This is a genomic window from Bradyrhizobium iriomotense (assembly GCF_018130765.1).
Taxonomy (GTDB): domain Bacteria; phylum Pseudomonadota; class Alphaproteobacteria; order Rhizobiales; family Xanthobacteraceae; genus Bradyrhizobium; species Bradyrhizobium iriomotense_A.
Map to the genome: position 1 here is coordinate 25,842 of NZ_JAFCJZ010000017.1, position 26,633 is coordinate 52,474.

Sequence of the window (26,633 nt, forward strand, 5' to 3'; positions counted from 1 at the left end):
TTCGCGCCCGCCGGATCAGCACGATCGCGGCCCTTTCGTTACAGCACATTTGGCGACGACATGCAGGTGAGAGGGCATTTGTGAACTCTGCTTTGGGACGAGTTGCCTGGTACCGAGATCGTCTGGCGGCAATGAGCGCGTCGGAAATCCTCCACCGGGTCGTCGAAGCCGCCGCCAAGCAAATTGGGCGCCGGCATGACGGCGGCTGGGACATGATCGAACCATTTGGTCCCCTGGCGGCGATACCCGGCGTTGATGCTCGCATTCTCGCGTTGCCGCCCGATTTATTGGCTCTCATAGCCCAAGAGGCCAACAAGGTCCGTGCCGGGAGCTTTGACCTTCTCGGCGCTCGCTGGCCGACGCCCTCGGCGATGCCACCGAATCCGAGCTTCTGGCGTATCGATCCCGAGGATGGCGAACCCTTTCCGCGATGGGACGCCTATACTTTCGATATCTCGTTTCGGCATGGAATAAACACGCGAGAAATAAAGCGCATATGGGAGCTCAACCGACTGCAATTCCTGGTTCCTCTCGCTGCAGACACAGTGCTGGAGAACAGGAGCCTGTCCATGCTTTTGACCGGCCTGATTCGATCATGGATGGCGGGTAATCCACCCTTTCGTGGGCCGACCTGGACCTCCGGCATCGAACTCGCGCTCCGTGTCATTTCAGTCGCAATGGCGCTCTCCATCATCGGGATTGACGGCCTCGACAATGCCGCGCGCCGAGCTGCGCTTCGCTTCTTCTTCGCGCATGTCGACTGGATCCGGCGATTTCCATCGCTCAATTCGTCCGCCAACAATCATCGGATCGCCGAGCTTGCGGGACTGATTGTGGGCTCCATCATGGCTCCCGGAATTCCCGGTGCAGTCGCTTTGCGCGAGAATAGCTGGTGCGCGTTGCTTGCCGAGGTTGATCGGCAACTTTATCCGGATGGTGTGGGCGCCGAACAGTCTACCGGCTACTCCGCATTCTCGATAGAGCTCCTCCTCGTTGCGGCTACTGCTCTCGGACGCGAACGCAGCTTGCCGGCAATCACCGTGGAGCGGCTCTCGGCGTGGGCGGAACATTCTCTTTGGTTGATGGACACTGGCGCCAAAGTGCCCGCGATCGGCGATTTCGACGATTGCCGGGCCATTGCGACAACACAGGCACCAGAACCGCGATATGTTGCGTCCATCGTAGCGGCCGTCTCGCATTGCATTGGCCGACAGCATCTTGCTCCGCCGGCCAAGGATCCAAGTATCCGCGATGCCGTTCTAGGGTCCGCGAAGGCATCACCGCGACAACTCGTTGGGGCACGCTCGTTTCCGATCGGGGGCTACTCAGTCGTCCGAAGCAAGCAGAAAACGCCAGCCGTACTCACGTTCGATCACGGACCGGTCGGCTATCTGTCGATCGCTGCGCATGGGCACGCGGACGCGCTTTCCATTTGGCTCTCCATTGGCGACCAGCCCGTTATCGTAGATGCAGGAACCTATCTTTATCACTCGAGCAGGGACGTGCGGGATCTGTTCAGGGATACCGCGGTCCACAACACACTGCGGCTCGATGATATTGGATCAAGCCGCCCATCTGGACCGTTCAACTGGGCCAGCAAGGCGAATACGCGCCTCATATCCTTCGAAGACACCTCAGTTGCGCGGATCGTGGCAGAGCATGACGGATACTTTGCGCAATGTGGCTTGAAACACCAGCGGACGGTCGAATTTGATGGCTCATCGCGCTTCACGATCATCGACGAACTTCTCGAAGGTCCCGCAGATCGACGGGCCACCGTATCGTTTCTGCTGGATCCCGCCTGCCGGGCCACAGTCGATCCGGATCGTAGTGGCGTATCGATCACATGCAAAGGCCTTCAAATCATTCGCGTCGCAAGTACGGGTCCATTAAGGCCCCGGGTGGTCCGTGGCGAAGAAGCAACGGGCCTGGGATGGTTCTCTCCGTCCTTCGGGATCCGCTTGCCTACCGATCAGATACTCTTCGAAGGCCACCTCGAGGGAATCTCAACGATTACACTTGGCTTATTCGAGGATGTGACGATGCCGTGCCGATGCGTATCCGGCGTGTAGAGGAAACGGTACATTCCCATGGCACGAAGCAGATCAAAAAGGACGGCAAGAGCATCTCCCTCCCCTGACTATCCTCGCTGCTGTGCTGCCCTCCGCGGCCAGGAGCCCTGGATCATGACGGAACCTGAGAGATGCTCCCCCTAGGGAGGACCCGCGGATGCTTGCAAACGCGCTGTTCGTGTTTCTAATGTTTCGTTGCGGCACCGACATTCTTAGTCCTGGGGACAAGGGAACGGCCGTGGTCGCCCTTTACGTCGTTGCGGCGTTGGGGCTGACGGCGCTGAAGATTGCATCATCTGGGACCACTCGCGGGGACATGGTCATTTGCGCGACCGTCTTTTTGCTGCTGATAGTCAACCTGCTCTGGATCCCGGCCGAGGCCACCCCGCAGTTCTATTTTTCAATAACGGTCCTTTTGCCGATTATATTTCTGCTGATCCTTTCGCGCTGCGAACCGTCGACTTTCATCCGGCTGCGAAGGCGAGCCTTGCTGTTTGGCACTCCCACGTTATGCGGCTTGTTGCTGGTCTTCTTTTTGCGTGACGCTGGGCTCAAGGCGGATCTCCTGGCCGTCCTCAATGAACAGCCCTTCCATGTCGTAGCCCAAACGATCGCGAAGTTCTCGATCTTGATGATCAATCAATGGATTGGGTTTCCAATCGCTTCCCTGATATTGCTGGCTGCCTTCAACGTCCGATCGGCCCTCTTGGGCTTCCTCCTCGGGTTCCTGATCAAAAAATGTGCCTCATTCAATATGAGAGCGTTCCTCGTGGTGCTGCTCGTTTCGGTCATGGCCACAACATTCATTATGTCAAGCTCTGAATTGACCGACGCCTTCCTGCAACGAATTCTGTATCGAGATCGAGATTTCCTGGAGCAGGACGCCTCCAATTTGACCAGTGGGCGCGACGAAATCTGGCGCTACTATGGTCAAATGCTGGAAGATTCTTCGCTGGTAGAGCTGCTGTTTGGGCGTGGAGCGATCTGGCTGTATGGCTCCTTCCCGTTGGCTGCCCACAACGATCTCCTGAACTTGATGGTTTGCTACGGGGTCGCGGGCACGACGGCGATCCTCTATGCTTGGTATGTGATCCTGTCGCGTTTGGACCAAGAATACCGGATGTCCTGCGTTGCACTATTCTTGGTGCTGTTCTTCACAAACGGTGTGGTTTTCCATCAATCCAATGTGCTGTTTCTGCTTTTCATGGCCGGGAAGGCACGCCAGCAGCAGCCCAGCAGCGTTTTGGACGATGAATTGATAGGACAACGCGGTCTACCCGCAAATGGATAACCTCCCGTTGGTCGAGCGGAGAGATGGAGTCCTACAAAGCTTGGCGATCACGCCGGCGCTCTTGATAAATCCGATAGACGCGGTCGGGCTATGCTTCCCTAAGCGCTTCCCCAAAATCACGAGCCCGGCGAGGCTCACTCATCCAGATTGACGTCCCCTTCCATCCAGTTTGCCGCTCGGCAAGTGTACAGCATCAGCTCCCATTTGCGTGCAGCCAGCCGCTCGACAAAAGGCCGCGTACGCCGGGCGGGAGTGTTCTTTCGAACTAGTATGGGGCGGGTTTTCCATCATCATTGAACGGTCGCGCCAGCCCCACAGGGCACGCCATCTCCGCAGGGGAACCCGTCCCATATTTCGATGTCGTCGACCCATTGATATTTCGGCGGCGTACCGCCCGCGTAGACTTGCGTGAGCATGATCCGGTCGATGGGATCGTTCCCGCCAAGCAATGGCCCAAAATAATCGAACACCACCTGTCCATTGACGGACTGCCATGCCCGTCCGTCGTCTTGCGCACTTCGATGCCAAAACACCTCGAACTTGAACCAATCTCCGATCGGTACAGGAACAGTGCGATTCGCGGCCCCCCAGAACGTTTTGGCCGCACCGCCCGAAAGGTCGTCCGTTTTGAGAAACCAATAGGGCTTCTTTAGACGGTCGGTATAGATGTATGTAATGAACCTATGCTGCTCGGTCGTCTTCCACTCGAAGAGCGCCCGCCAGCTGTTCGGCCCAAGACTTGCCAGAAGGTCAGGCTGAAGTTTGATCCAATAGCTCACGTAAAGATCTGCTTGCGCTGCTGTCGTAGAGGGCATGAGAAGATATGGAACCTGTGTAGCACCACCGCCACGTCGCCTTATCTCGCTATAGAGCGCCGAGGTTTGCTGATTTCGCGGTCCAGTGACCTTTTGAATCTCGTTAAAAACATAACTGCCCACGGTTTCCGGCGTCACCGCCGCGTCGGCGAGAAGTTGAAATCGTCCACCTCCCTGCCAGATCCGAGGCGCCCAGGTGTAGCCGCTCGCTGGATCAGAACCTCTAATGTCCTGCCAGCATGATGTTGCACAATCATATGGCTCTCCCAACTGCAAGCCTTCGAAGCTCGACTTGAAGAGGAGCTCGGCGCCGTAAGACGACGACATCGATCCAAGGAAAAGAAAAGGAAGACCAAAGGACCGAATGATGCCTCGGATTGAATCATGTTTTCGAAAACACAACATCATCATCTTCCTGCATATAGACAGAAATTGGCTTCGACCGACCAGACAGTGCCTTGCGACAGACTCATACTGCGACCCGGAAGCCCACAACCGCGGTGGATTCAATCGTGCGGTGTTATCCTGCACTTCCGGCAGCGGATGTCGTGGACTACAATCATCGGTCACGGCTACTCAGCCCGAAGCGGCCTGTAAAACAGTCCTTGAACAAGCAGCGCGACACGCCGATCCGCGATGGCCATGTAGGTCGCGTATACAACTCCCCCAATGAGAATCGCCGCCAACAGCCGACCTAATGGTTGAACCGAAACCGCCGCCTGCGTTACCACGAGATAAGCTGCCACACTCATCAAGAACGTTGCAGCCAGCGTCGTCTTGATCGACTGCAGATAGGTCCATATGTCGAGACCGATGGCCCATCGCATGAGGAAAAGCATACATACTGCATGGCAGCACGAAATAGCGGCGAAAACGCCGGCAATGGCCTCTAGGCCCATGTCGACTATCAACAAGAACACAAAGAAACTCGTCAAAGTATATAGCGCGCCTGACACGAAGGCAAAATCAGCGCGCCCTTTCGCCAAGAGAAGCGGGACGCTGGGAATTACGACCATTCTACCGACACCAAAGATGGTCAACAGCTGAACTACGGGAGTCGACCGCTCCCAAGCAACTCCAAATACGACTTGAACGAGCAGCGGCGCTGTTATCAGGAGGCCGGCGAGGAGCGGTAACGTTAAAACAGTCGCGAGCTGCGAAAATTCCAGATAGCCGGCGCGCAAAAGCGAAGCGTTCGTTTGCTGTCTGGCAAAGATCGGAAATGCAACTCGAGCAAGGATGGGAGCGATCTTTTGAGGCGCAAATGTTGCAACTTGATACGCCAGGACGTAGTAGCCCAGCTCCTGCGGACCCAGGTAAAATCCAATGATAAGATAGTCGATATTGGTCGAGACATAGCTGACCGTATTCTCCGCTGTCGCGTAGAGGCCGAATTTCAGGTGCGGCAATAGACCTCGGACTTTCCAGGCAAGGGCAAGCGGATATTGTCGCCATCCGACGAATGCGATCAGCAAGTATTTTATCGATAGTGTGGCGGCCCACCCCCATATGGGCGCATAGGCCCCTTCATTTCGCACAGCGGCAACAATTGCTATTGCCAGCCCGACCATCGAACTGACAATTTCGATGATAGCCAGCGTCTTGAAAAGAAGATCTCGCGAAAGAAGGCTGTAGAATTGATGCCCGATCGGAATAATCAATAGGCAAATGGACCCCAGCCGGAGAAGCGGTGCAAGTTCAGGCGCCGCGTAGTAACGCGACAACGCGGACGCACTAGTCCAAATGACTATCCAAACGCCGACACCCAAAGCCAACTCGAGCGAGTAGAGCGAGGTTCTCAAAGGGCCCAGATCGCCTTGCTCCTTGATCAGGATTCGCCCAATCCCGAAATCGGAGATAAGGGCGGCAACTCCCAGGATCATCAGGGCAAGGGCGGAAAGCCCGAGCTGAGACGCGGACAAGAATCGGCTAAGGACCGCAAGCTGCACGCCCATCACGAGCGCAGACGCTGCCGCCGAACTGAACGTCCAGCGTATCGGAGACGCGGCGGATATCATCGGAGGCTTTCCGCTGCAAACCTTTCAGGGCCGCTACGGTTGGGAAAATCATTCGTGTGTTCGCTTTCAAGTTCGAACTGGTTGGCATCAAGCGTGAACTTCGCAGCCCAGTTTGGAAACGCAAATGGAAAATAGTCGCCATTGATCGGGAAGGATCCTCTTACACCTCCCACCACATTGGCATCGCCTTGTGTCGGTATCGTTCGGCGGACGAATTGGTTTAGCTTGCGCGCAAGCTCGCGGTACCGAGCGCGATCTACATTATGGCCAAGGAACATGAGCGACCACGCGATTTGCGATGAGCCCGTTACGCATGCCCAGTCAGCGGCTGGAGACCAATCGCGCCGCAGACACCCAGCTAGATAACCGTCCTGCCGGATGCAGCCGGCCAAACCGTCCGCAAGGCTGACAGCCGCATCGAGGAAGAAGCGATCGTTCGAGAAGCGATACGCTTCTATGATCCCCTTGAGCGCATAGCCCAGCGGATGGGTCAGCGGAGCCCCATCCGTCATGCTGCAGTCGGCCATCCAGCCGTTGGACTGCAGTTTGCCCACGGCCCAGCGAACCTGCCGCAATCCTGCCGCCCCCCACGGCTCTCTGCCGGACACCCGGGCGGCTTCAAAGAGCCCCCACGAAACGTGAGTTTCGTAGGCTTTTTCGCCAGGGGCAGCCAACGGAGTGGGGGCGCGCCGCCAGCAACCGTCCGCATCCTGTGTCTCGACCAGCCAATTGGCTGCTCGGGCCATGGCATTTCGATAGCGGTCGCCGAATACTTCCGTTCCCCGCGCCAGGCCCAGCAGGACCTGCCCTGTATTGAAGGTGACCGGCACCGGACGTGCAGCATCGACCAGTCCACTTTGGAATCCACCTTCAGGAAACTGTATCTTCACCAGCCAATCAAGCATCAGACGGGCACGATCGAGAAGACTATCGTCACCGCGCTGGAGTCCCTGATCAATGAAACTGCAGACGATGTAGCCCGTCGTCTCCGGGTATGATGCGGACCATCCCGACCCAAGCGTATAGAACCCCGAGACGCCCCCGTCCCGACCCAGGCTCATATCTTGGGCACGACATAACCAATCCAGGGTCAGTTCGACTGCCCGCGCTGGGCCGCAGTCCAGACGGGTTTCGAACTGTTGATCCCCTCGCAACAACTCCTTCGCTGACGCGGGTGGAAACCTCTTGATCAGCCGGAGCCTGGCGGATCGTACCATATCTCGAGGCATCATTTCCGAAATCTCTCACCGTTGGGTTTCAGGGACGATGTAACGTCGCTTCGCTAGCGCTTGGATCCCCTCGAGGATGCCGCTCATTCGCGCTCTGAGCGCAGGACGACTGGAAATGCCAATTCTAGGAAGCGCAAAGGGATTCAGCTTGTGATCGTATAATCGGCCCTGTCGCGTCGTCGTCGCAGTCTGAAAGCCTGCTTGGCTAGCCAGCTTCTCTTCGCGCGGTCCGCACGCACCATAAGGATATGCGACGTGTCGAACCGGCAACTGCACCAAATCCTCGAGATAGTCTCGATTATCGGCCAGCTCGGCCAGCGCCGAGACGCCGTCCAGGCTTGAAAGAGCCGGGTGTGATGTCGAATGGCCGCCGATTGACGCGAGCGGATGTCGCGCAAGCGTACGGAGTTCACGCTCGTCCAGGAAGTACTCGTCGTTCAATTTCTCCAGCGAAATCCCACTCTCCTTGAAAACCGGCCAAAGCATCGCACCGCGTCGATAATCTTGGTGGACCCACCGGGTCACCTCTGCCAATGCGGATATCTTGCTCCGAAGGTCGGAACATAGGAATTGGCGACCTAGGGCATCGATTGAAACTCGATCTCTCGACAGAAACAACCTGCGCAGGCCCAGCCACCACGATTGCAGCGATCGTGTCGGGGCACCGGTGGGCACGTACATCATGAACGGCGCATTCTGTCGCTCCATGATAGGAAGCGCTACGGACACGTTATCACGGTAACCGTCGTCAAAGGTCAGAACTGCATAACGCTCAGATCTGTCATTCCGCGCCAGCCTCTCGATACATTCATCGAGGCTCACGAGCACCCATCCCTCCTGCCGAAGCCAGTTGAGCGAGTACTCGAACAGCGCAACCGACGTTCCGGTCATCAACTCTGATCGGGCATCGCGTTGTATTTCGTGAAAGAGAAATATGGCCGCTCTCGCCGCAAGGCGTGCCCGGAAGACCGGCAACTCTCCAATTCGGCTCGCGCCATAATATATACAATCCTTCACGATCGGGTTCATGTGCAATGCCATCCTGAAGATTGCAGAACTCCTATCCAAGAACGCGAGACCACCGACACAGTGCATCGCGGGCGGGAAGTCGTTCACCGCCGCATCCATGATCAGGTTCGTTTTCCCTCATAACGACTCGTCCTCAACTCCACTTCGGGACACCCATAATTTCCAATAACGGAAGTAAAGGTATCCAGCCTGAGAACAGAGCGATCGAGTTCATAGGGAACTATGCGCTACGAATTGTGAGTACTCCCGAAGTAGAGCGTCGGACGCAGTTGCCACGAGCCTTTTGTCAATCGGCCGATGCTGCGGCACGGATCGGATAGCGCGACCAACAATAACGGCATGTGCCAGCGCCGGTGGCGCGCGGAAACGCTCATCCGAGCGATCGCCCGGCGCCGGTCGTCATTGCCCTTATAGCGTCGGCCTGCCCCGATCTCGGTCGCGAAGCGCCGCGCCACACTCCTACCAGTCTGTCAACGTAGGCATTGATTTCAAATCGGCTAGCATGCTGCGCTCGCGCCCGAACCCCTAAGCTCGTGCGAAGCGCGGGACTTCTTAGAAGCCGCTCCAGAGCCGAAGCCACAGCCTGACCATCGTTCACCGGCACCAACAGACCCGTCTTTTCGTGCTCCACAATCTCCGGCAAGGCTCCCACCGGGGTGCAGACGACAGCCAGGCCGTGAGCAAACGCTTCCACCACGCACATCGGCAAGTTCTCGACCCACGATGGCAGGACGAGAATGTCAGCGGCCTGCAATTCGGCCGTTACAGCCTCGTCGTCGAGCCATCCCGGTACTTTCACACGCTCGGAAAGCCCAAGGCGTTCAACCGACATCCGTGTTTCCGCGACTGCTCCGTCACCCGCCAAGATCGCCTGCCAATCATCGCGATGCCGTATCATCTCGAACGATTCAAGGAGATTCCCGATTCCCTTGGCTTCGCAGAGACGACCGAGAAACAGGATTTTGACCGGACCATTGGGATGGAAAGCGCGAGGCCGCGCCTTGGTCGAATTTGGCATGATAACTGTGCGACCCGACAATTGCGGCAGCTTTGCAACGACCAGGTCGGACCATACCTGCCCCAGAACGATTACGACTTCGGCCTTGCCTAAGAGCGTGTCTATGTGACGGCGAGTCACTCGATTACACGACTCCCAGAACCGGCCGAACTCTCCCGAATGCAGGTGAACGACGTAGGGAATTTGCAATACCGAGGCGACCTCCGCAACGGCAATCTTGCGATACGCGCTTGCGTTCGCAGAGAGGTTTATATGAATGACATCGATGCCCTGCCACGCGTGGAGCCAAACTATCCTGAGAAGAGCCCATACCAACGCGATAGGCGACGCATATATGTTCGTCCCGCGACTGACCACGAATCGCAGCGAAATATCTGCTCGTGGACACTCACGAAACCGCTGCCGAATGGCATCCATCATACGATCGATACCACCGCGCCCTCCTTCGCCGAGAGGCGTTACCACCACGACATTGAGGCGTGACGCCGATTGCCTATGAATTCTCTTGAAATTCTTTGGCTGAGGGATATCGACCATGGTCCTTCCGTCGCGATTGTGATGGGAACTCGTCTGTATCAGCCAGGCCCGGCGCCCGCCGCCAGCGAGGCCCCTCCGCGTCGATAAGCTCTTCGAAGGAAAGCAGCGGGGACTCGAACTTCTGCGATGCGTACACCTTGTGATTTGAAAGAATGACCAGCACGTCCGCCCAACCATCGACCATATCGATCGGAAACAACTCGAGATCCCACTCCTTCACAAAAGGATCGTGACAGCGAACTTCGTATTTGCTCGCGAGGAGCCTTGCGATCTGCAGCACTGGGGTTTCGCGGGCATCGTCCACGTCCGGTTTGTAACTCACTCCTAGGACCCCGATTTTCCTCGCGGAGGGCGGTATCTTGGCTTGAATTCGCTCGACCGTATGTTTCGGCATCGCATCGTTCAGTTCGCGGGCGGTCATAATGAGTGTCGCATCGCCACCGACGTCTTCGATCAGGAACCATGGATCGATAGCGATGCAGTGCCCCCCTACCCCTATCCCGGGCTGCAAAATGTTGACGCGCGGATGTCTGTTTGCAAGCTCGATCGCGGCCGAAATGCTGAACCCGAACTTGTCGGCAATCAAAGAAAACTCGTTGGCAAGAGCGATGTTGACATCTCGGAAGGTGTTCTCCATGAGCTTCACACATTCCGCGGTCACCAGATCCGTTCGATGGATCGCCCCTTTCGTAAATACAGAATAGAGTTCCGCCGCTCTTTGCGCTGCCGCCGGCGACGTCGCGCCGATGACGCGATCATTGTGCACAATTTCGTGCAGTGTATTGCCGGGAAGCGCGCGCTCCGGGCAATGCGCAACTTCGACGTTCAAGTTCTTCGACCTCAAAATGGGTAGCACGATGTCTCGGCAAGCATTCGGTTTGATGGTCGACTCGATGATGAGGAGGTTTCCGTCCTTCAAGACAGGGAGCAGACCGTTCACAGCCGAGATGACGCAGGACAAGTCGCACTTCTTGCTTTCATGCGGCGTCGGAACCGCCACAACGAAAACGTCTGCCGCCCTGGGCTTCGTGAGCGCCCTGAAATTTCCGGTCTTCAAGGCTGCCGCCAATAGTTCCGGGAGGCCCTTCTCCTCGAACGGGCATCGGCCGCTAATGATCTCATCCACCTTCTTTTCGTTGAGATCGTAGCCGGCGACCTTTACACCTGCGTTTGCAAGCAAGAGAGACGTCGGGAGTCCCATATAGCCGAGGCCCACAACGCACACTGTGTCGAGCGCTTGCAGAACCGGCGGACGCTCGTGCCCGACGACGACGTCGAGTATTCTTTCGGCGGTGTGGCCGTCTCCGAATGGACTCTGCCACGGCACTATCGATCGACTAAGGGCCTCAAGCATCGCTTCTGCGTTTCGGTGAACCAGCACGTTTGCACCCACGTCGACGGTCTCGGGACGTTCTGTCCGGTCACGGATCGTCACGCAGGGGACGCCGAGGATGCAGGCTTCTTCCTGCACTCCGCCGGAGTCCGTAATGACGGCAATACAATTGGCTAGCAACTTGATAAAATCCGAATATCCGACTGGTTCAGTCCAGGTCAGGTTTGACGGCAAATCAATCTTCGCCTCTCTGAGGACCTTCTGTGTACGATAGTGTATCGGCCAGCACACCTTGCCGGGAATCCTGGCGATCAGCCGGATGATCTCCAACAGCGCGTTCGGGTCATCGACGTTTGCGGCCCGGTGCGATGTAAGAAGGTAGTACTCCGCTTCTTGCAGATTCAGCGCACGGAGGATCTTGCTAGTCTTTTCCGCGTGAAGCCGATGAGATAGCAGGGCGTCGACGATCGTGTTACCGACCTTGAAGATCTTCGAATCCGCCAGGCCTTCCCTTTTCAGTTGATCAACTTGCACGTCTGTGACGGCGAACAAATAGTCCGAGATATGATCCGCGATGATCCGGTTGCTTTCCTCCGGCATCGTCTGGTCAAAAGAGCGCAATCCGGCTTCGATGTGCCCGACCTTGATGTGAAGCTTGTGTGCGGCAAGAGCGCCGGCCACCACGGTGTTCGTGTCACCTTGAACGAGCAGGATATTGGGCTGCTCCGACACCAAGATTGGCTCTAACGCGATTAGTATGCGCCCCGTCTGATTCGCATGTCCACCGGAGCCGATATTCAAATTGTACTTCGGCGCGGGAAGTTCGAGTTCGGAGAAGAAGATCGCGTCGAGTTTCTCGGAGTAGTGTTGCTTCGAGTGAATGATGAAGTAGTCGATCTTTCGCTTACGGCATTCGCGAATGACCGGCGCCATCTTGATAATTTCCGGGCGAGTTCCGACGAGAACTGCGATCTTCATCTCTGCACCGTGAGCGGTAGACTGAGCTCCGCTTCCTTCGATTTGGACCTCCAGGAGGACTTCCTGTAAAGAGTTGTGCTGCTACTCCAGATACTTTGTCGCCAAGCTTCGATTTCGTTCAATCGCCCCGACACGCAACGAGCCGACGCAACGATCGACGTTGATGGAATGCGAGCGGGTAACGGCGAGCAATGCATCGACTATCGCGGCGCTATCGTGCGGAACGCACGTTCCTTTTGCGGCCCGCTCGGACGTGATGCCGATGCCGGGCTGCCTCCGCGTGCCCGAAACGAACACCCAACGATCAGAACTTGTCAAAACATCCGTAAGCTTACTGGGAAGGTACGGGCTATCCTTGATGTCGGCTTCAACGATGAGATTCGCCAGTGCCCGGCTCGCAATGTACCTGCTGAACTTGTCGGGCAAAGACCCCAAAAGACACACGCCGTTCCCGAAGTCACCGCTCTCGACGCCTTGCCTTAGCCTTTCGCAAACGCTGCCGATGAACGTGAACGATATTCCGTGCGAGTGAATACACTGGGCCATCGCCTCCCTTAGCTGCGGCGAGAATCGTTCCTTGGACAAATCACCGAGATGAACCACGGACGATCGGACGCGATCCACTACTTCTTTAGACGGAATCTCAATCAACTCATCTGCGAGATGCGCCGCTACAGCCAACTTGTTGGAGTTTCGCTCGAGTTCCGGATAATGATTGAGCATAAACTCCACGGCGGACGAGTTCGTGTATATGACGCGATCAAAATTCGCGTAGACCCGCGAGATCAACTTCCTGTTGTAGTTGCCCGCCAAAGGAAAAGCGTACCTGTCGTAAGGCGAAGGTAGACCCCGATATGGCCAGGGATCCGAGAAGAACGCGATCTTTCGAATCTCATCTAGGGATTCCAGCTTCAGTCCGAGCAGCGGTACAAAAAACGGTTGCGCAATGAATATTGCGAGTTCGGGGTGGAATTCTGCGACCCGACGGCGAAGAGCGCCTATCAGAAAATTCGATTTTGGGTAAACGAAGTTGCTGACGAACTCCGTGGCGACCCTGTTGACAATCGTCGAATGCACCAAGTTCAGCTTCCGAACGATGCCTTGGATCGCGCTCGGGGGAGCCAACCGCACCACTTCTATCTCGTCGGGCAATTCCGAACGGTCCGGCCTTCCGCCCGCCTCGCTATCAAGGGAAAGAACGGACACAATGTTTCCATTGACCGCGGCAAGAGTTCTGGCCAACCGTCGGTTTTGAACGGCCCTGGCACTCATTCCGTGGAGGAGTGGTCCGCAAACAATTAGGACTCTCAGAGTTGTCACTCCCCGTTGATTGTTGGGCCTGGTCGAAACATATTGGATAGCGATCCTCAAACACCAACTAGGCGTCCGGGCGCCTCATACCGCCCTGGGCTCCTGCTGTTCCGGACACGTCCCGCGGCGCTTGCTGTCGAAATCGCGACAAGACAGCCGACGGATAGTCCTGATTGAGCACAGCCAGTTGCGTCGGTTCACAAGGCCCCCCGGATGACGCCACGGTCTCGTCTCCGCCGATGAGGATGCCTCGAAAAAGTAGATCGCGCAGCATTCCAAGCGCGATGCCAAATAGCCCCCCTCCGGCGATCGCTATTCCAAGCACGATAAGCGGCTTCGGCGAGCTGGCGTCCAAGGGGCGAGACGCCTCGATCAACAAATGCGCTTCGATGTTGGAGGATTGCTGTTGTGCTTCCATGTAGCGGAGCATCCGGACAAAGCTCTCGTAAGCCTTGGTGGAGGTTTCTGCGGCGGCTTCCAGTTCGTGGAGATTGGCCAGCGCATTATCCGGGGATTGCGATGGTGACTTACCTACGGCACCAGTTTGATATTTCATCACCGCGTTCTGGGCGACTGACGCCTTGGTGCTTAGTTCGGCCATCCGATCCTTGACCCATTTTTCTTCGCCCAAACCCGACTTGAATTTCGCCTCCATTTGAGCCGCAATATGAGTCTCTGCAACGGTGTTTAGAATTCTTGCAGCTCGCTCGGGATCCGCTGAGTCGAACGTGATCTCGATAATGTAGGTAAGACCGACGCGCTTAGCCGAGAGCTTGCGGTCGAACGACCGCAGAGCTCGGCGCATCACGTCAAATTCCGTCTCCGGTTCGATGAAACCGAACGATCGCAGTGTCGATTTCACCGTGCCGCGCAACCCGCCGGATGGCGCGCCAAACTCGGCATCCTCGACCAGGCTCAATTTCCTCATGACTACTCGTGCCAGTCCCTCGGATTTTATGATAGCGATCTGGCTTTCGACCATCGTTGACGCAGACGCAGCGTCAATCGGGGGCGCCTTCGCATCTATGACGAGCTTAGAAGTGGCCGTGTAGGTCCGCGCTGCGCTGGCGAGGTAGAACGCAGCACCGCCAACCGTAACCAAAAACGCCAGCGACATGATCCAGAGGTGCCGCCGTACGAAAGCCATAGCGGCCGCCAGAGACTCGACCGGCGAACGGAATTCTTCCGAGGTCGAACTATCCGCTCTATGCGTCTGTGGCATGTCTTTGTACCCGCGCTGTTAGGCCTTACCCAAGTCGGAACGCAATTTACCGGAAGGGCGACACGACTGCGGGTAAACTACTTCGTTCCGTCCGCTACTGAGTTGAAGGTGACGAAAGCTAGTAAGCATTCCGATACACCTTTCTCGAGAACAAGGTCAGGATGACGATCTTGACGTCGAGGAGAAGCGACCAGTTGTCGATGTAGAAGAGATCGTACTCGACACGCCGCCGCATCTTCTCCAGGGTATCGACGTTGCCGCGATATCCATTGACCTGCGCCCAACCGGTAATGCCGGGCTTGACGTTGTGACGGCGGTGGAACGACCCAATGAGCCGGGCAAACTCCTCGTTCTGCGAGGTCGCGTGCGGACGGGGCCCAACGAGGGACATATCGCCGATGAGCACGTTGAACAGCTGCGGAAGTTCATCGAGATTGGTGCGGCGCAAGAAGCGGCCAACTCGGGTTACACGTTCGTCGCCTCTGACGGCGGGGCTGAAATTGTCCCCGTCCTCCATCACGATCATTGATCTGAATTTCAACACGCGAATGGGCTCAGTGTTGTAGCCATGTCGCGTCTGGCGAAACAGCACCGGCCCACGGGAGTCCAGCTTGATTAGAATGGGAATGATAACGAAGACAGGACAGGCCAAAACGAGCCCTGCAATAGAAGTGACAACGTCGAACGCTCGCTTGACCGCCCGGTTGAACTGAGTGAGGGGACACTGGAATATCCGCATCGTCACCGTGTTGCCGAATTGGGTGATCCGCGACATCGCCATCAGATCAATGGCACCGACCGGAACGACGTGGACGTCGAGCGGCAGCTCGGACAGGGCCTCGGCCAACACAAGGGCAGCCGGGACGTCGGCCTCCGAACTTAGAATGACAATGTCGTCCGCTCGGAGCGGTCGGCAAGCCGAGACCAGTTGATGCGCATGAGGAAACGCTTCCCCGGCAGACAGCATCGTCGAAGAGTTCAGGCCAACCGCCGGGAATTCAAACGAACGAATCGTCCTAATTCCGCTGCCGAACACGCGAGCAGAGAAATCCGAGCAGTGGGACGAGTCTCCGATAAGAATGATGCGCCTGGCCTCTATTAGCCCCGATGCAATGGCAGGCTGCAAAAGAGAAAACCATACTGTCCGTGTGCAGAGTACTGCGAGAAGAACGCTTGCTGCCTGGGCAATGACGGTGGCGCGCGAAAACCCGTCCGAGATCTTGAGAAGGAATATGGTCGAGATGAAGAGAGAAAATACGAAGAATACGGAGCTGGCGCCACTCCATAGGAATACGTGCCGGGGTTGCGTCTGGATTCGCGAATATTGGCGCAACCCTACGGAGACGAGCAGCTGCAGCACGGAAATGAAGATTGATTGCAGGATGTATTTGGAGGCCTCTGGGGGGTCGAACAGGACCAGCCGATGATAGAGAGCAGCCGCGGAATAGGCGGCAATAGCCACGACTACGAGTTCGGCACTCGCCGCCAGGACGACCATGCCGAAAAGACGGTTCTTTTGGGCGCCCGCTGCAACTGCATTGCTTCCAGCGACCGAATGTGCCTGACGCTTCGCAGGAGCGGGCGAATTGGTAAAAGCATAACTCACCGGAAGCTCCAGCCAGTCCGCCGACCGGCAAGAACAGTAGCATTCGGTTACAGGCAGGGATTGGCAATAAGTGGGTAGAGTGGAGTAACCACGATGGTCGATTGAGCAGCGGCGACGCGGGGCTAGATTGCAAGCACAGATCGATCAAGCATGAGGTGCTGGACGACCCGGCCGCGCCGAGGAGACGTTAGCTTCCAGGCGGTCCCTTGGAGCGATGGCCCCGGTGGTGGTGATGCAGCGTCGTCGCCATAGATCGATTTGAACGACGTTGTTGCATGTCCGTTTGGAAAGTTGCTGCCATGCTGAGCTCCACACCGCACAATCGTTTCGCTGTCGCTATGTTTGGCCACAGACGCAATCGATACATTGGGAGCAGCTTGATCGCCGTCAGTCTGATGGTTTCGGCTCATGCGAAAGCCGAATATCGAGTGAGCGTTGGCGATGTCCTTGAGGTTACGGTCGCGGGCGTCCCCGAGCTACGGCATCGGGCTCCAGTCCAGATGGACGGCAATATCTCCTTGCCGCTTGTCGGACTGCTCCAGGTTGCGGGCCTACCGGTGCAGCAGATTCGAGTCAAAATCGGCGCCGCACTGACAAGCAAGGTCTTTCGACAGAGGACGCCAGATGGCCGCGAGGTTGTCGTCGTCATAGACGCAGATGGAATCACGACCACGGTCGCCGAATACAGGCCGGTATACGTAAACGGGGACGTTTCCAAGCCGGGAGAATACACTTATCGACCGTCCATGACCGCGCGCCAGCTTGTCGCCATCGCGGGCGGCTACGACGTCATGCGGATCAAGATGAACAATCCCTATCTCGAGTCAGCCGATCTGAGAAGCGAATATGGATCGCTTTGGACCGAGTTCGCCAAGGAACAGTCTCATATGTGGCGTATCAAGAGCGAACTCGGCGAGGCCGCTCAGATCAGCCCAGTTGCACTGACCGACGTTCCCCTGGCTCGGTCGGCGATTTCAGAAATCGTAAATGCAGAAGCGGAATACTTGAAGGTCAAGCAGAAGGATCATCAGCAGGAAAAGTCATTTCTTGAGCGAGGCGTGCGACAAGCGGACGAGGAGGTACGCGTACTGTCTGAGCAACAAAAGAGAGAGGAAGAGGGATTTCAGTCGGACCTGGAGGAGCTGCAAAAGGCACAAGAACTATTCGCCAGGGGAAACTTGACCAGCCCTCGCCTTTCGGATGCGCGCCGCGCCGTTTTATTGTCCTCAACCAGGAAGCTGCAGACTTCCGCGCAACTGATGCAGGTCAAGAAGCAGCAGGACGAACTCGTCAGAAAGCTGACAAAGCTCGATGATCAACGGCGGCTCGATCTATTTCGCGAGCTACAGGACACGAGCCTGAGGCTTAACCAAATTCGCGAGAGGCTGCAGAGCGTCGGCGAAAAACTTCAGTATACTGCGATGGTTCGATCGCAACTCGCTGGGGGAGGCGGCAGCAAGCCGAGCATCGCCATCATCAGGAAAGGCGAAAAAGCGCCTGAACGGATGACTGCGAACGAAGACACAGAATTGCAGCCCGGGGATTCCATCGAGGTCACCCTGCGGTACGAGGATGGTCTTGAGGCACCTTCCCGTAAGCTAAGCAATTTGGACACGCCAGGCGCCACAGGTCGCATCGTGACCGCGGTTGACTCGTTGCAGCCGGCAGCAGGCGATGCGGCCGCGAGCGGTGTGACCTCGTACTCTCACGCGGACAACTCGCCGCCCCCCGGGCGGAAATGAAACTGGTCAGTCCGATCGGTGAGGCGACCCGATACTCCGGGCGCTTAGGGTTGGACGGCCCGCAAGCCGATTTTCGGAAGCCGATGACGCTGAACGAAGTGCCTGATCCAATCAGAGGTAGTTCCTAGAGCCCCAAATCGCCGCTCTCGGTGGTGCCACTTGTAAGGAGAGTGGCGTGCACAGTGGACAGCGACCGATTGAACGAAAGCGGAAGGTGCCTGAAATGATCTTGGTGACCGGAGGTGCCGGCTATATCGGGTCCCACGTCTGTGTCGCACTACTGGACGCTGGGTTCGACGTCGTCGCCATCGACAATCTTTCCAATAGCAACCGGGTCTCGCTCGAGCGAGTGCAGTTCATCTGCGGACGCTCCCTCGTCTTTCGGCACGCCGACATCAGAAATGAAGAGTTGATCTACGACGTGCTTCGTACCTGCGGAGTGACTGCGGTCATTCACCTCGCAGGCCTGAAGGCCGTCGGCGATTCCACCGTCCAGCCCATGACGTATTACGAGAACAACGTCCTGGGAACGATGCGGCTCGTGTCGGCCATGAAAAGGGCGAATGTAAAGGCGCTCATCTTCAGCTCGTCCGCGACCGTTTACGGAATCCCCAAATATCTGCCGCTCGACGAGAAGCATCCCCTGCGTCCGACCAATCCGTACGGCCGCACAAAGCTGACTATCGAAGAGATGCTGACGGACCTTTACAGGTCCGACGACAGCTGGCGGATCAGCAATTTCCGCTACTTCAACCCGGTTGGCGCGCACGAAAGCGGGCTCATCGGAGAAGATCCGCTGGGCACTCCGAATAACCTGCTACCGTTTGTCGCGCAGGTGGCGATTGGACGCCAGGAGAAGTTGCGGATTTTGGGAAACGACTATGACACGCCTGATGGCACCTGCATCCGCGACTTCATTCATGTGGTCGATCTCGCAGCCGGGCATTTGAGTGCCTTGCGCCAGCCCAGACATCCCGGTCTGCTCACGGTCAATCTTGGGACGGGCAGCGGCACCAGCGTTCTGGACGTCGTTCGCACATTCGAAGAAGCGAGCGGGCGGTCAATCCCCTATGAAATTGGGGAGCGACGGGTCGGTGATGTCGCGGCCTGTTATGCCGACCCGACTTTTGCGAAGGTCGCGCTGGGCTGGATGTCTGCGCGGTCGTTGCAGCAGATGTGTGCGGACCATTGGCGTTGGCAGCTGCAGAACCCCAACGGTTATGGTGACAGCGAGTTCTCGAAGATTCGAGAGCGGTCGAGGTATCTCCGCCGTCATAGCTGAGTGCGCCCGCCCAAGGTGTTGACGGAGGGACTAACCGCATGGCTAGAACTCGGGGCAAGCCTCGGCAGTAAGCATGCCGCCCATCAGAGGTAGCTCGTAATGACCCTAAATCTCCGTGCCGCGGAGCAGGCGTACGGCTAAGATGCTGTCGCGCATGGGGATTGGAGATGATGCCACATTATCGTGCATACGTTCTGGATGAACATGGCCAGTTGGGGAGCGTGGTCAACCTTCAAAGCCCAGATGACGCGTCCGCGACCAAGCGAGCCGGGCAGTTGGCGGACGGTCACGAGGTCCAGCTTTGGCGACTGGTCGCCGAGCTCAAATTAGACGATCCGCAGCACCGCTCCAAGCGGAGGCGCGTCCGGGCACCAATGCACTGAGCTCGATAGCATGTTACGCGTTCTCCTCGGACAGTTCCGCCGATAATTTGCACTACGATTCGACTGCGAACCGCCCGCCGGCACGCGCTTCCGCATGGAGCTTGGGGACGACAGATCCGCTGATTACAAGGACGTTGGCGTGTCAACGCTTCGGCCTCTTCGCGAGATGAACCATCATCCGGTCAGTCGCGGCGGACAGCGCGAAGCCAACGAGTGCCGAGAGCGCATCGACCACAAAATCCTCAAACCTCGCGTGTCGTCCCGGCACCCATAGTTGCATAATCTCAAGCAGGCCGATCAGGACGACCGCAACCGATAAAGACGTCCAACTCCGTTGCGGATAGGCTCGGGCAAAGAGAAATCCGACCAAAAGGAAGGCGAGCGTGTGATCGCCCTGCTGTCCGAGAACGGGGGCAGGCCGAACGCCCTGAGGTCCGAGCGTTACGACAGTGACAGCGACCGCGAGCAGCCACGCCACGAGCCGAAGAAACGCGATACGCCCCCTTGAAGCGCCTCGATTTATAGCCTCAGCCGGCGCTCCATTTTCGAGACTTGATTTCAAGAGCATGTTCTGCCACCCACGGCAAAAGCAACATCAACACTCATGGTGCCCTTAGCGACTACCTTTCCTACGCCACGCGCGAAAACATCATTGAACGCTCGACATAAAATTTCAAACACCGCTTCGTACAGGCTGCCTCGCATAGGGAGTACCCATCCATGGCAATTGTTGAAAGGACTGCTTCCCGCAACAATAGCTGCCTTCCTCGGGATCAGAGTTGCAATGGCAGTGGCAATCCAGGGGAACGCGGGGGCCAGTTTGTCGATTAGTCGCACGCAGATCATCGAATGGGACGGCAAGGCCCTGAGCGGTTGGGTCAACCTCGAAGGAACGCCGACGAAAGTTTCAGCTGACCGGGAAACAATCCATACCCATGCGCCTGGCTTTAGCGACGCACTCACCCGCGAGATCGACAGGCATCGGGATGAGATATTCGAGAAGTTGCTGCCCTTCTTCAAGCAGCAAACGCGAGATTTCCAGCGCGGTTGATTGTAGTTGCACCGAGGAATCGCCGCCCCGCTTGTTTCGGAAGGCAGTAGCAACCTGTCGTGCAGGCTCCGCGTTGCCGTCCGGCCGCGGTAGAACCGCACTTGCGGTTCTTTGTTGCTGGCACGTCCTGAACGGCAGGCGCTGGAATGGACGGCCCCAAGCTCCAGCGCGCTAGGACCGCGAAGACGCCGAGCCCGACAGCGTTCGTTGCCGATCAATTCCATACAGATACACGAGAAGGAACTCAGGGCAGTTCACCCCATCGATGATCGGACACGATCTGACGTCTAACCCAAAAGTGGCGGGGGAGCGTCATCCATGCGAGCTATATGATTCGCGTGCGGATGGAGGGCATAATAGTCATCTGAGCGAAATCGTATCGCCACGCGACAGCTGTTTGCAGATGAGTCGTACGATCATGTTCAACGATAAGGTGGTGAAGATCTTTCCTACGCAGGGACAATGTGCATCCCTGTGTATGGCAGCGGCTATGCTCGCTATGACATGGGTCTCGGAAACGATGGCTTCCCCGCGTCAGGCGAGGCATCTCGCAGACGCGCTGCGGGCGACGATTGCGCGCGATCTCGGTCCTGACGAGTTCGAGACCCCGCTGTCACGCCAGGGCGGAAGCGAGAAATCGAGACAGATTGCGCAAGCGACAACCAGCGACACCGACGCCCTGCAGCAACCTCCGGAACAGCAACGCGGCTGGGCAGAGTCGCTATCTTGCGAACTTGCCCTTGCAAGGCGCGACATCGCGTTGCTGCAATATTTCGAGCAGGAACACGGGAGGGCCGAGCGGCTCGCGCATGATCTTGATGCAGCGCGGCGCGAGTTCGAAACTCAAAAGGCGTTGGTGGCAAAGGCCGTCGAGGAAGCTTCCCGACTGAAGGAGGCTTCCCAGCCGACTCGAGCAGGCGAGAGTGGCCCGGCTGAGTTGCAGGCGTCGCTGCAGGAGGAGCGCGAGCGGTCGGCCCGGCTGGAGCAGGACCTCGCAGCTGCGCAACAACACGTCGAGACCCAGGCTACGTTGCTGGCAAAGGCAAACGAGGAAGTCGCGCAGCGAAGTCGGGCGGCGGAGGCCAGTGCCGCGGATTCAACGCAACCGATGCAGAAGGAGCGCGAAACGTCCGCCCAGCTTGCGCAGGATCTCTCCCTGTCGCTAAGCGCAATTTATGCATATCAGGCGCAAACCGCGCCGTCAGCGAGAGCCAGCGACGGCTCGTACCTACTGAAAGCGGCAGAAGAGGACGGCGCGGCGGAGCTGCGGAATTCCCCGCAACAAGAGCGCGATCGGGCCGGGCAGCTGGAGCAGGCGCTGGTGGCCGCGCGCCGAGATATCGATGAGCAGGCGGCGCTGGCCGCAAGGGCGGGTGACGAGGTCGCCAGACTGACGCGAGCAGCAAAAGCCGAGGCCGCAGAGCAGAGGCGATCGATCCAGAAGGAGCAAGAGAGAGCCGATGCGCTGGCGCAGGATCTCTCGATCGCTCGCAGCAAGATCTACGCATACGAAGCTCAAGCGGCCAAAGCGAGCGAGGAAGCGGCACAGCTCAGACAGACGGCGGCGAGCAATACGGCCTCGTTGGAGGAAGCACAGCAGCGGGAGCGCGAGCGGGCTGAGCAGCTGGCCCGGGACTTTGCGAAAGCAAACCGCGAGCTCGACGCGCAGACCGAACGGGTGTCCAAGGCGAGCGAGGACGTCGCACGGATCAAGCAGGCCGGAGAGCGTGAATCGGCTGAGCTGCGGAGCTTGTTGCAGCGTGAGCGCGAGCGCGCGGAGGGATTGGAAAGGGATCTCGTATTGGCGCGTCGAGATAACGGCGCGCTTGCGGCGAAAACTCCCTTTGCTGCATCTCCGCCGGCTACCACCGGCAAGGCCCTGCGCGAGGAGCCGCCGTCGGCGCCGGCCCGGCCAATCCAAAGTCGGCCTGTGCAAGACGGCCCCGTCCAGGACAAGCTCATCCAACACAAATCGGTCGGAGACAGACCCGTCCAAGACAAAGCCATAGCGGCGCGCAGCCGGGGCGATGCTCAGGTCCGGTTCAACGACAGCGTGCAAGTGGAGAAACTAATCGCGCGCGCCAGCGCGCTACTTGAACAGGGAGACATCGGTTCTGCGCGCATCGTGCTGGAGCGCGCCGCTGAGATGGGGAGCGCGAAAGCAAGCTTCGCGCTCGCGGAAACCTACGATCCGCTGATCCTGCCAAATTTCGGAACGTACGGAACGCAAGGCGATTCCGCTAAAGCGCAAGATCTTTATGCGCGAGCCGAAGCTGGGGGAATCAAGGAAGCGAAAGCGCGATTCGAAGCGTTGCGCCGATAGAGAGCCCGAACACGGATGCAGCGTGAGTAAAGGAGTTCGTCGATGATAGGGTTCACAGGATTCCGCCGGCTGGCCTTGCTTGCGGCGTTCGCATCGTCGCTCATGGCCATTCAGCCCTGGGCGGACGCGCGGCCGTTGAATTCGCAACCCCACCATGCTCGGCCGGTTCGGCCCGCGCCTTCGCAACCGAGACCTGAGGTGCTCTCCATGAACGCCTGGACTGTCGGCCTGGCCGGAGGCCTGCTCGAAGGTGCGCCGATCCGACTGGCGGCGGAGATCGCACGTGTGGTCGACGACGGGGATAACCTGCACGTTCTACCGGTCGTCACTCGCGGAGCTACTGAAAACGTGAATTCCCTGCTCTATTTACGCGGCATAGATGCGGCAATCATCAATTCCGACGCGCTCGAAGAATACAAAAGCCAGGTGCCGGACATCCAGCAACGAATTGCGTATGTCCTGAATCTGTTCCCGTCCGAGCTGCATATCTTCGTTCGACCGGAGATCCAGAGCTTGAGCGATCTCTCCGGCAAGAAGGTCAACTTCAATACACAGGGCACCGCTGCGGCCTATTCGGGCCCGCTGATCTTTAGCCGCCTCAAGCTCGAGGTGGAAAAAACGTTCATCCCGCACCAGGTCGCGCTCGAGCAGATGCGCAAGGGCGAGATTGCAGCGGTTGTCTTCATTACATCGAAGCCGGTGGATGCTTTCGTCCGAGGCCGCTGGGAGCAGGGTTTCAAGTTCCTGTCCCTCCCCTACGACGGCCGGTTCGAGGACTACTATCTTCCCGCCTCCCTCGGTGAAGCCGACTATCCCAATCTGATCAAGCCGGGCGAACGGATTTCGACGATCGCCGTGCCGACCGCTCTGGTCGCCTTCAATTGGCCGGTTAAGTCAAATCGCTCCGAGCGCGTCTCACGCTTCATCGAACACCTGTTCTCCCGGATCGACAGGCTGCAGGCTCCCGGTTTCGACCCGAAGTGGAAATCCATCAATCTTGCTGCGACGGTTCCCGGTCTCGTGCGCGTCCCAGCGGCGCAGGCGTGGCTGGATCGTCAGCACCGCGCAACACAAGCATCGCAATGAACCGCGCCGCGATCCTGCTTCCCATAGCGCTTGGAGTTGCAGGCGGCATAGCGCCAGCCCAGGATTTGACGACACAGCTACGCTCCTGCCTTCAGAGGCAGCACACGGAGCGCCTCGAGTGCCTGGACAAATTGACCCGCACCGTGGCGCCCCAGCATCGTCAGTCCCCCGAAGACGGCTGGATCGTCAGCCAGACGACCTCGCCGATAGACTACTCTCCGATCGCGACCGCCACGACCTCGTCACGCGGCGGAGCCGGCGAGTCCGCGATGCAATTATCGATTCGCTGCCGCAGCGGCCGGACCGATTTGGTGCTCACGGGCCCCGGCATCTCCCGCGGAGGCGGTGACGATGCAATTTCCTATCGCATCAATGATAACCCGGCGGTGCAAGTTGCGGCAGCCGTCCCGACGTTCGGGCCCGGCGTCGCGTTTACCGGGGACGTTGTTCGCTTGCTGCAGTCACTTCCAGACAGCGGGACTCTTATTGTCCTGCTCTCAAAACGGGGCGGCGCCGCCCATGACGGCACGTTCTCCCTCGCTGGGTTGGACGAAGCACGCACGAAGATAGCAGCGGCGTGCAAATGGCCGCGCGCGATCGCGACACCAGGCCATTGACGGGATGCAAACCTGTTTTCTTCAACGGAGGTGAATAATGATGACGTTCCAACATATTGGCAAAGTGTTCGCGATGGCAGCGATTTCTGTTCTGACTTCTGCATCGTTTGCGGTCGCAGAACAGGGCGGAAGATACTGGACGCCGGCAGACGGGCAATCCGTCCAGCATAAGGCAGCGCACGCGAGACAACACGTAGCGATGCCGGCGAAGCGGAAGCAGGCCGCGCTTGTCCCTACGAAGGCTTCGGCCGCCTCAAAGGAGAAAGAGCATCATTTGATCCTGCAAGTAAACGCCAATGACGCCCCGGCGATGAATCTCGCGCTCAACAACGCGGTCAACGTGGCGCAATACTACAAGGACGCAGGCGAGAAGGTGAAGATCGAGGTCGTCACGTTTGGACCCGGGCTGCACATGCTGCGTGAAGACACATCGCCGGTCAAAGCGCGCATCGAGGAAATGGCTCTGAGCACGCCTGAGGTTTCGTTCAAGGCCTGCGGCAACACCCAGGAGAAAATGAAGAAGGCCGAGAACAAGGACATACCGATCGTGCGTCAGGCGGAGATCGTGAAATCCGGCGTCGTGCGCGTGATGGAGTTGCAAGAGATGGGCTGGACCTACGTCAAGCCGTAGCAGCTGGGTCGCGGCAATGACGTCGGCCGCCATCGCCGCGTCCAAGAGCATTTCATTTGAAATTCGCGGCGTCGAGCACCGTCTCATTCACTGCCGGGAAAGTCATGCCGGAATCAGCCTGCACCAATCTCGGTTTTCCCCCGGGCTCACGCGTTCAGGTAAAGCCTGAAGCAGGTACTCGCCTGTCTGGAAAGACCGGACGCGTCATCGGCGGCGGATTTTATCCGAGAAGCCTGCGTGTGGTTCTGGACGGATCGAAGGTTCCAATCACTCTGCACGTGAACTATGTGGCCGCGATCGATGACGACATCGACCCGGTGAAACCGGATTGATGGATGGTCGAGGTCGGATCGGAATCGAGGGTCGTTCCAAATTCGATCGAGAGAAGTGAGGCCCGCATAGAACGACTACTCTTTTCATGTCCGGCAATTACCCTGCATCCCGTCAACTAAGTCGCGACGCCGCAGGTTGGCCGGGCATCAGTGACTTGAGCTTGTTGGCAGCACGGATGGCAAGGCCCAACGGAGCCGGATTATTCAACCGGCAGAAGGCGACCTTCTTCACACGATCTTCGATGTGCCACTTGGCATGCGCACCGGTGCGGAACAAGATCACGTCCCCGGCACCATAACGCGCCGGCGGTGCACCATTGACCTCGAGCACAATTCCTCCTTCGAGGATCACGACGGTCTCGTCGAAATGGTAATGCCAGTTGAACCTGCCCTGGGTGCAGGACCAAATCATGGTCCAGGCAGTCTTACATGCGCTCGTCGACACAAGGTGCGAACGAGCTTCCGGATTGCCTTCAATGATCCACGACGGCTCTATCGGAGCAGGCTTCAGATTTACCATCTCGCAATACGCCGCTTCAACAAGTTCGCGCATCAACGCCTCGAATGCATCAATCGCATTGTTTGATAAGTATTCGACCCCATCTCCTGCCTACCTCGGCATATTCCGGCTTCCGTCGAAGCCCGTGAAGATGCCGCCTTGTCGCACTCCCCCGGTCGTTGCGCACCATTATGAGGTACCTCCGCCCGGCAGGTTCACGGATGATGT

The 26,633-nt window shown here is 57.9% G+C and carries 21 protein-coding genes; 10 read left to right on the top strand and 11 right to left on the bottom strand.

Going from position 1 to position 26,633, the window contains the following annotated elements:
• The first annotated feature begins 80 nt into the window (after positions 1-80).
• Both JQ635_RS26145 and JQ635_RS26150 read left to right on the top strand, forming a co-directional pair.
• Positions 81-2,072 (top strand): alginate lyase family protein, encoded by a 1,992-nt coding sequence (locus JQ635_RS26145; protein ID WP_211412656.1) that lies wholly within the window; start codon positions 81-83, stop codon positions 2,070-2,072.
• Between the two features lie 157 nt (positions 2,073-2,229).
• Positions 2,230-3,363 (top strand): O-antigen ligase family protein, encoded by a 1,134-nt coding sequence (locus JQ635_RS26150; protein WP_211412657.1) that lies wholly within the window; start codon positions 2,230-2,232, stop codon positions 3,361-3,363.
• Positions 3,364-3,653: 290 nt separating this feature from the next.
• Here JQ635_RS26150 and JQ635_RS26155 read toward each other — a convergent pair whose 3' ends face one another.
• The 9 genes from JQ635_RS26155 to JQ635_RS26195 all read right to left on the bottom strand — a co-directional run bounded on the left by JQ635_RS26155 (position 3,654) and on the right by JQ635_RS26195 (position 16,459).
• The gene (locus tag JQ635_RS26155) at positions 3,654-4,505 is read right to left on the bottom strand and encodes a hypothetical protein (protein WP_211412658.1); all 852 of its coding nucleotides are present in this window, start codon (positions 4,503-4,505) and stop codon (positions 3,654-3,656) included.
• Between the two features lie 245 nt (positions 4,506-4,750).
• Positions 4,751-6,196 (bottom strand): MOP flippase family protein, encoded by a 1,446-nt coding sequence (locus JQ635_RS26160; protein ID WP_211412659.1) that lies wholly within the window; start codon positions 6,194-6,196, stop codon positions 4,751-4,753.
• Positions 6,193-7,101 carry a hypothetical protein gene (locus JQ635_RS26165; protein WP_211412660.1) on the bottom strand — a complete coding sequence of 303 codons (909 nt, stop codon included), beginning with the start codon at positions 7,099-7,101 and terminating at the stop codon, positions 6,193-6,195. The genes JQ635_RS26160 and JQ635_RS26165 overlap by 4 nt, the downstream gene beginning before the upstream one ends.
• Positions 7,102-7,440: 339 nt before the next feature.
• Positions 7,441-8,553 (bottom strand): polysaccharide deacetylase family protein, encoded by a 1,113-nt coding sequence (locus JQ635_RS26170; RefSeq protein WP_211412661.1) that lies wholly within the window; start codon positions 8,551-8,553, stop codon positions 7,441-7,443.
• A gap of 271 nt (positions 8,554-8,824) precedes the next feature.
• Complete coding sequence (locus tag JQ635_RS26175; RefSeq protein WP_211412662.1) at positions 8,825-10,009, bottom strand: glycosyltransferase family 4 protein; 1,185 nt, start codon at positions 10,007-10,009, stop codon at positions 8,825-8,827.
• Positions 9,966-12,320, bottom strand: a complete 2,355-nt coding sequence (gene wecB, locus JQ635_RS26180) for a non-hydrolyzing UDP-N-acetylglucosamine 2-epimerase (protein WP_211412663.1) — start codon at positions 12,318-12,320, stop codon at positions 9,966-9,968. Before wecB ends, JQ635_RS26175 begins: the two co-directional genes overlap by 44 nt.
• 81 nt (positions 12,321-12,401) lie before the next feature.
• Positions 12,402-13,526: a hypothetical protein gene (locus JQ635_RS26185; RefSeq protein WP_211412664.1), complete on the bottom strand. Its 1,125-nt coding sequence runs from the start codon at positions 13,524-13,526 to the stop codon at positions 12,402-12,404.
• A 172-nt stretch (positions 13,527-13,698) separates the two neighbouring features.
• Positions 13,699-14,853 carry a hypothetical protein gene (locus JQ635_RS26190; RefSeq protein WP_211412665.1) on the bottom strand — a complete coding sequence of 385 codons (1,155 nt, stop codon included), beginning with the start codon at positions 14,851-14,853 and terminating at the stop codon, positions 13,699-13,701.
• A 118-nt stretch (positions 14,854-14,971) separates the two neighbouring features.
• The gene (locus tag JQ635_RS26195) at positions 14,972-16,459 is read right to left on the bottom strand and encodes an undecaprenyl-phosphate glucose phosphotransferase (RefSeq protein WP_211412666.1); all 1,488 of its coding nucleotides are present in this window, start codon (positions 16,457-16,459) and stop codon (positions 14,972-14,974) included.
• 299 nt (positions 16,460-16,758) lie between these two features.
• On the opposite strand from JQ635_RS26195, the gene JQ635_RS26200 reads away from it, so the two are divergent.
• Positions 16,759-18,201: a polysaccharide biosynthesis/export family protein gene (locus JQ635_RS26200; RefSeq protein WP_211412667.1), complete on the top strand. Its 1,443-nt coding sequence runs from the start codon at positions 16,759-16,761 to the stop codon at positions 18,199-18,201.
• A 223-nt stretch (positions 18,202-18,424) separates the two neighbouring features.
• Complete coding sequence (gene galE, locus JQ635_RS26205; protein ID WP_211412668.1) at positions 18,425-19,483, top strand: UDP-glucose 4-epimerase GalE; 1,059 nt, start codon at positions 18,425-18,427, stop codon at positions 19,481-19,483.
• A 525-nt stretch (positions 19,484-20,008) separates the two neighbouring features.
• On the opposite strand, the gene JQ635_RS26210 is transcribed toward galE, so the two are convergent.
• Positions 20,009-20,434, bottom strand: coding sequence for a VanZ family protein (locus JQ635_RS26210; protein WP_211412669.1), 426 nt, complete (start codon positions 20,432-20,434; stop codon positions 20,009-20,011).
• Positions 20,435-20,650: 216 nt separating this feature from the next.
• On the opposite strand from JQ635_RS26210, the gene JQ635_RS26215 reads away from it, so the two are divergent.
• From JQ635_RS26215 to JQ635_RS26240, 6 genes are all read left to right on the top strand, one after another.
• Complete coding sequence (locus JQ635_RS26215) at positions 20,651-20,917, top strand: hypothetical protein (protein WP_246583773.1); 267 nt, start codon at positions 20,651-20,653, stop codon at positions 20,915-20,917.
• A 418-nt stretch (positions 20,918-21,335) separates the two neighbouring features.
• On the top strand, positions 21,336-23,240 hold the full coding sequence (locus JQ635_RS26220; RefSeq protein WP_246583774.1) for a hypothetical protein: 1,905 nt from the start codon (positions 21,336-21,338) through the stop codon (positions 23,238-23,240).
• Between the two features lie 42 nt (positions 23,241-23,282).
• A complete protein-coding gene (locus JQ635_RS26225; RefSeq protein ID WP_211412671.1) occupies positions 23,283-24,326 on the top strand; it encodes a TAXI family TRAP transporter solute-binding subunit in 1,044 nt (347 codons plus the stop codon).
• Positions 24,323-24,943: a hypothetical protein gene (locus JQ635_RS26230; protein WP_211412672.1), complete on the top strand. Its 621-nt coding sequence runs from the start codon at positions 24,323-24,325 to the stop codon at positions 24,941-24,943. Before JQ635_RS26225 ends, JQ635_RS26230 begins: the two co-directional genes overlap by 4 nt.
• Before the next feature lie 37 nt (positions 24,944-24,980).
• Entirely contained in the window at positions 24,981-25,574 is a 594-nt protein-coding gene (locus tag JQ635_RS26235) for a DsrE family protein (RefSeq protein WP_211412673.1), read from the top strand.
• Between the two features lie 56 nt (positions 25,575-25,630).
• Positions 25,631-25,906, top strand: coding sequence for a hypothetical protein (locus JQ635_RS26240; RefSeq protein WP_246583775.1), 276 nt, complete (start codon positions 25,631-25,633; stop codon positions 25,904-25,906).
• A gap of 112 nt (positions 25,907-26,018) precedes the next feature.
• Here the strand turns inward: JQ635_RS26240 and JQ635_RS26245 are convergent, their stop codons facing one another.
• Complete coding sequence (locus tag JQ635_RS26245) at positions 26,019-26,462, bottom strand: cupin domain-containing protein (RefSeq protein ID WP_433996577.1); 444 nt, start codon at positions 26,460-26,462, stop codon at positions 26,019-26,021.
• Positions 26,463-26,633 lie beyond the last annotated feature (171 nt).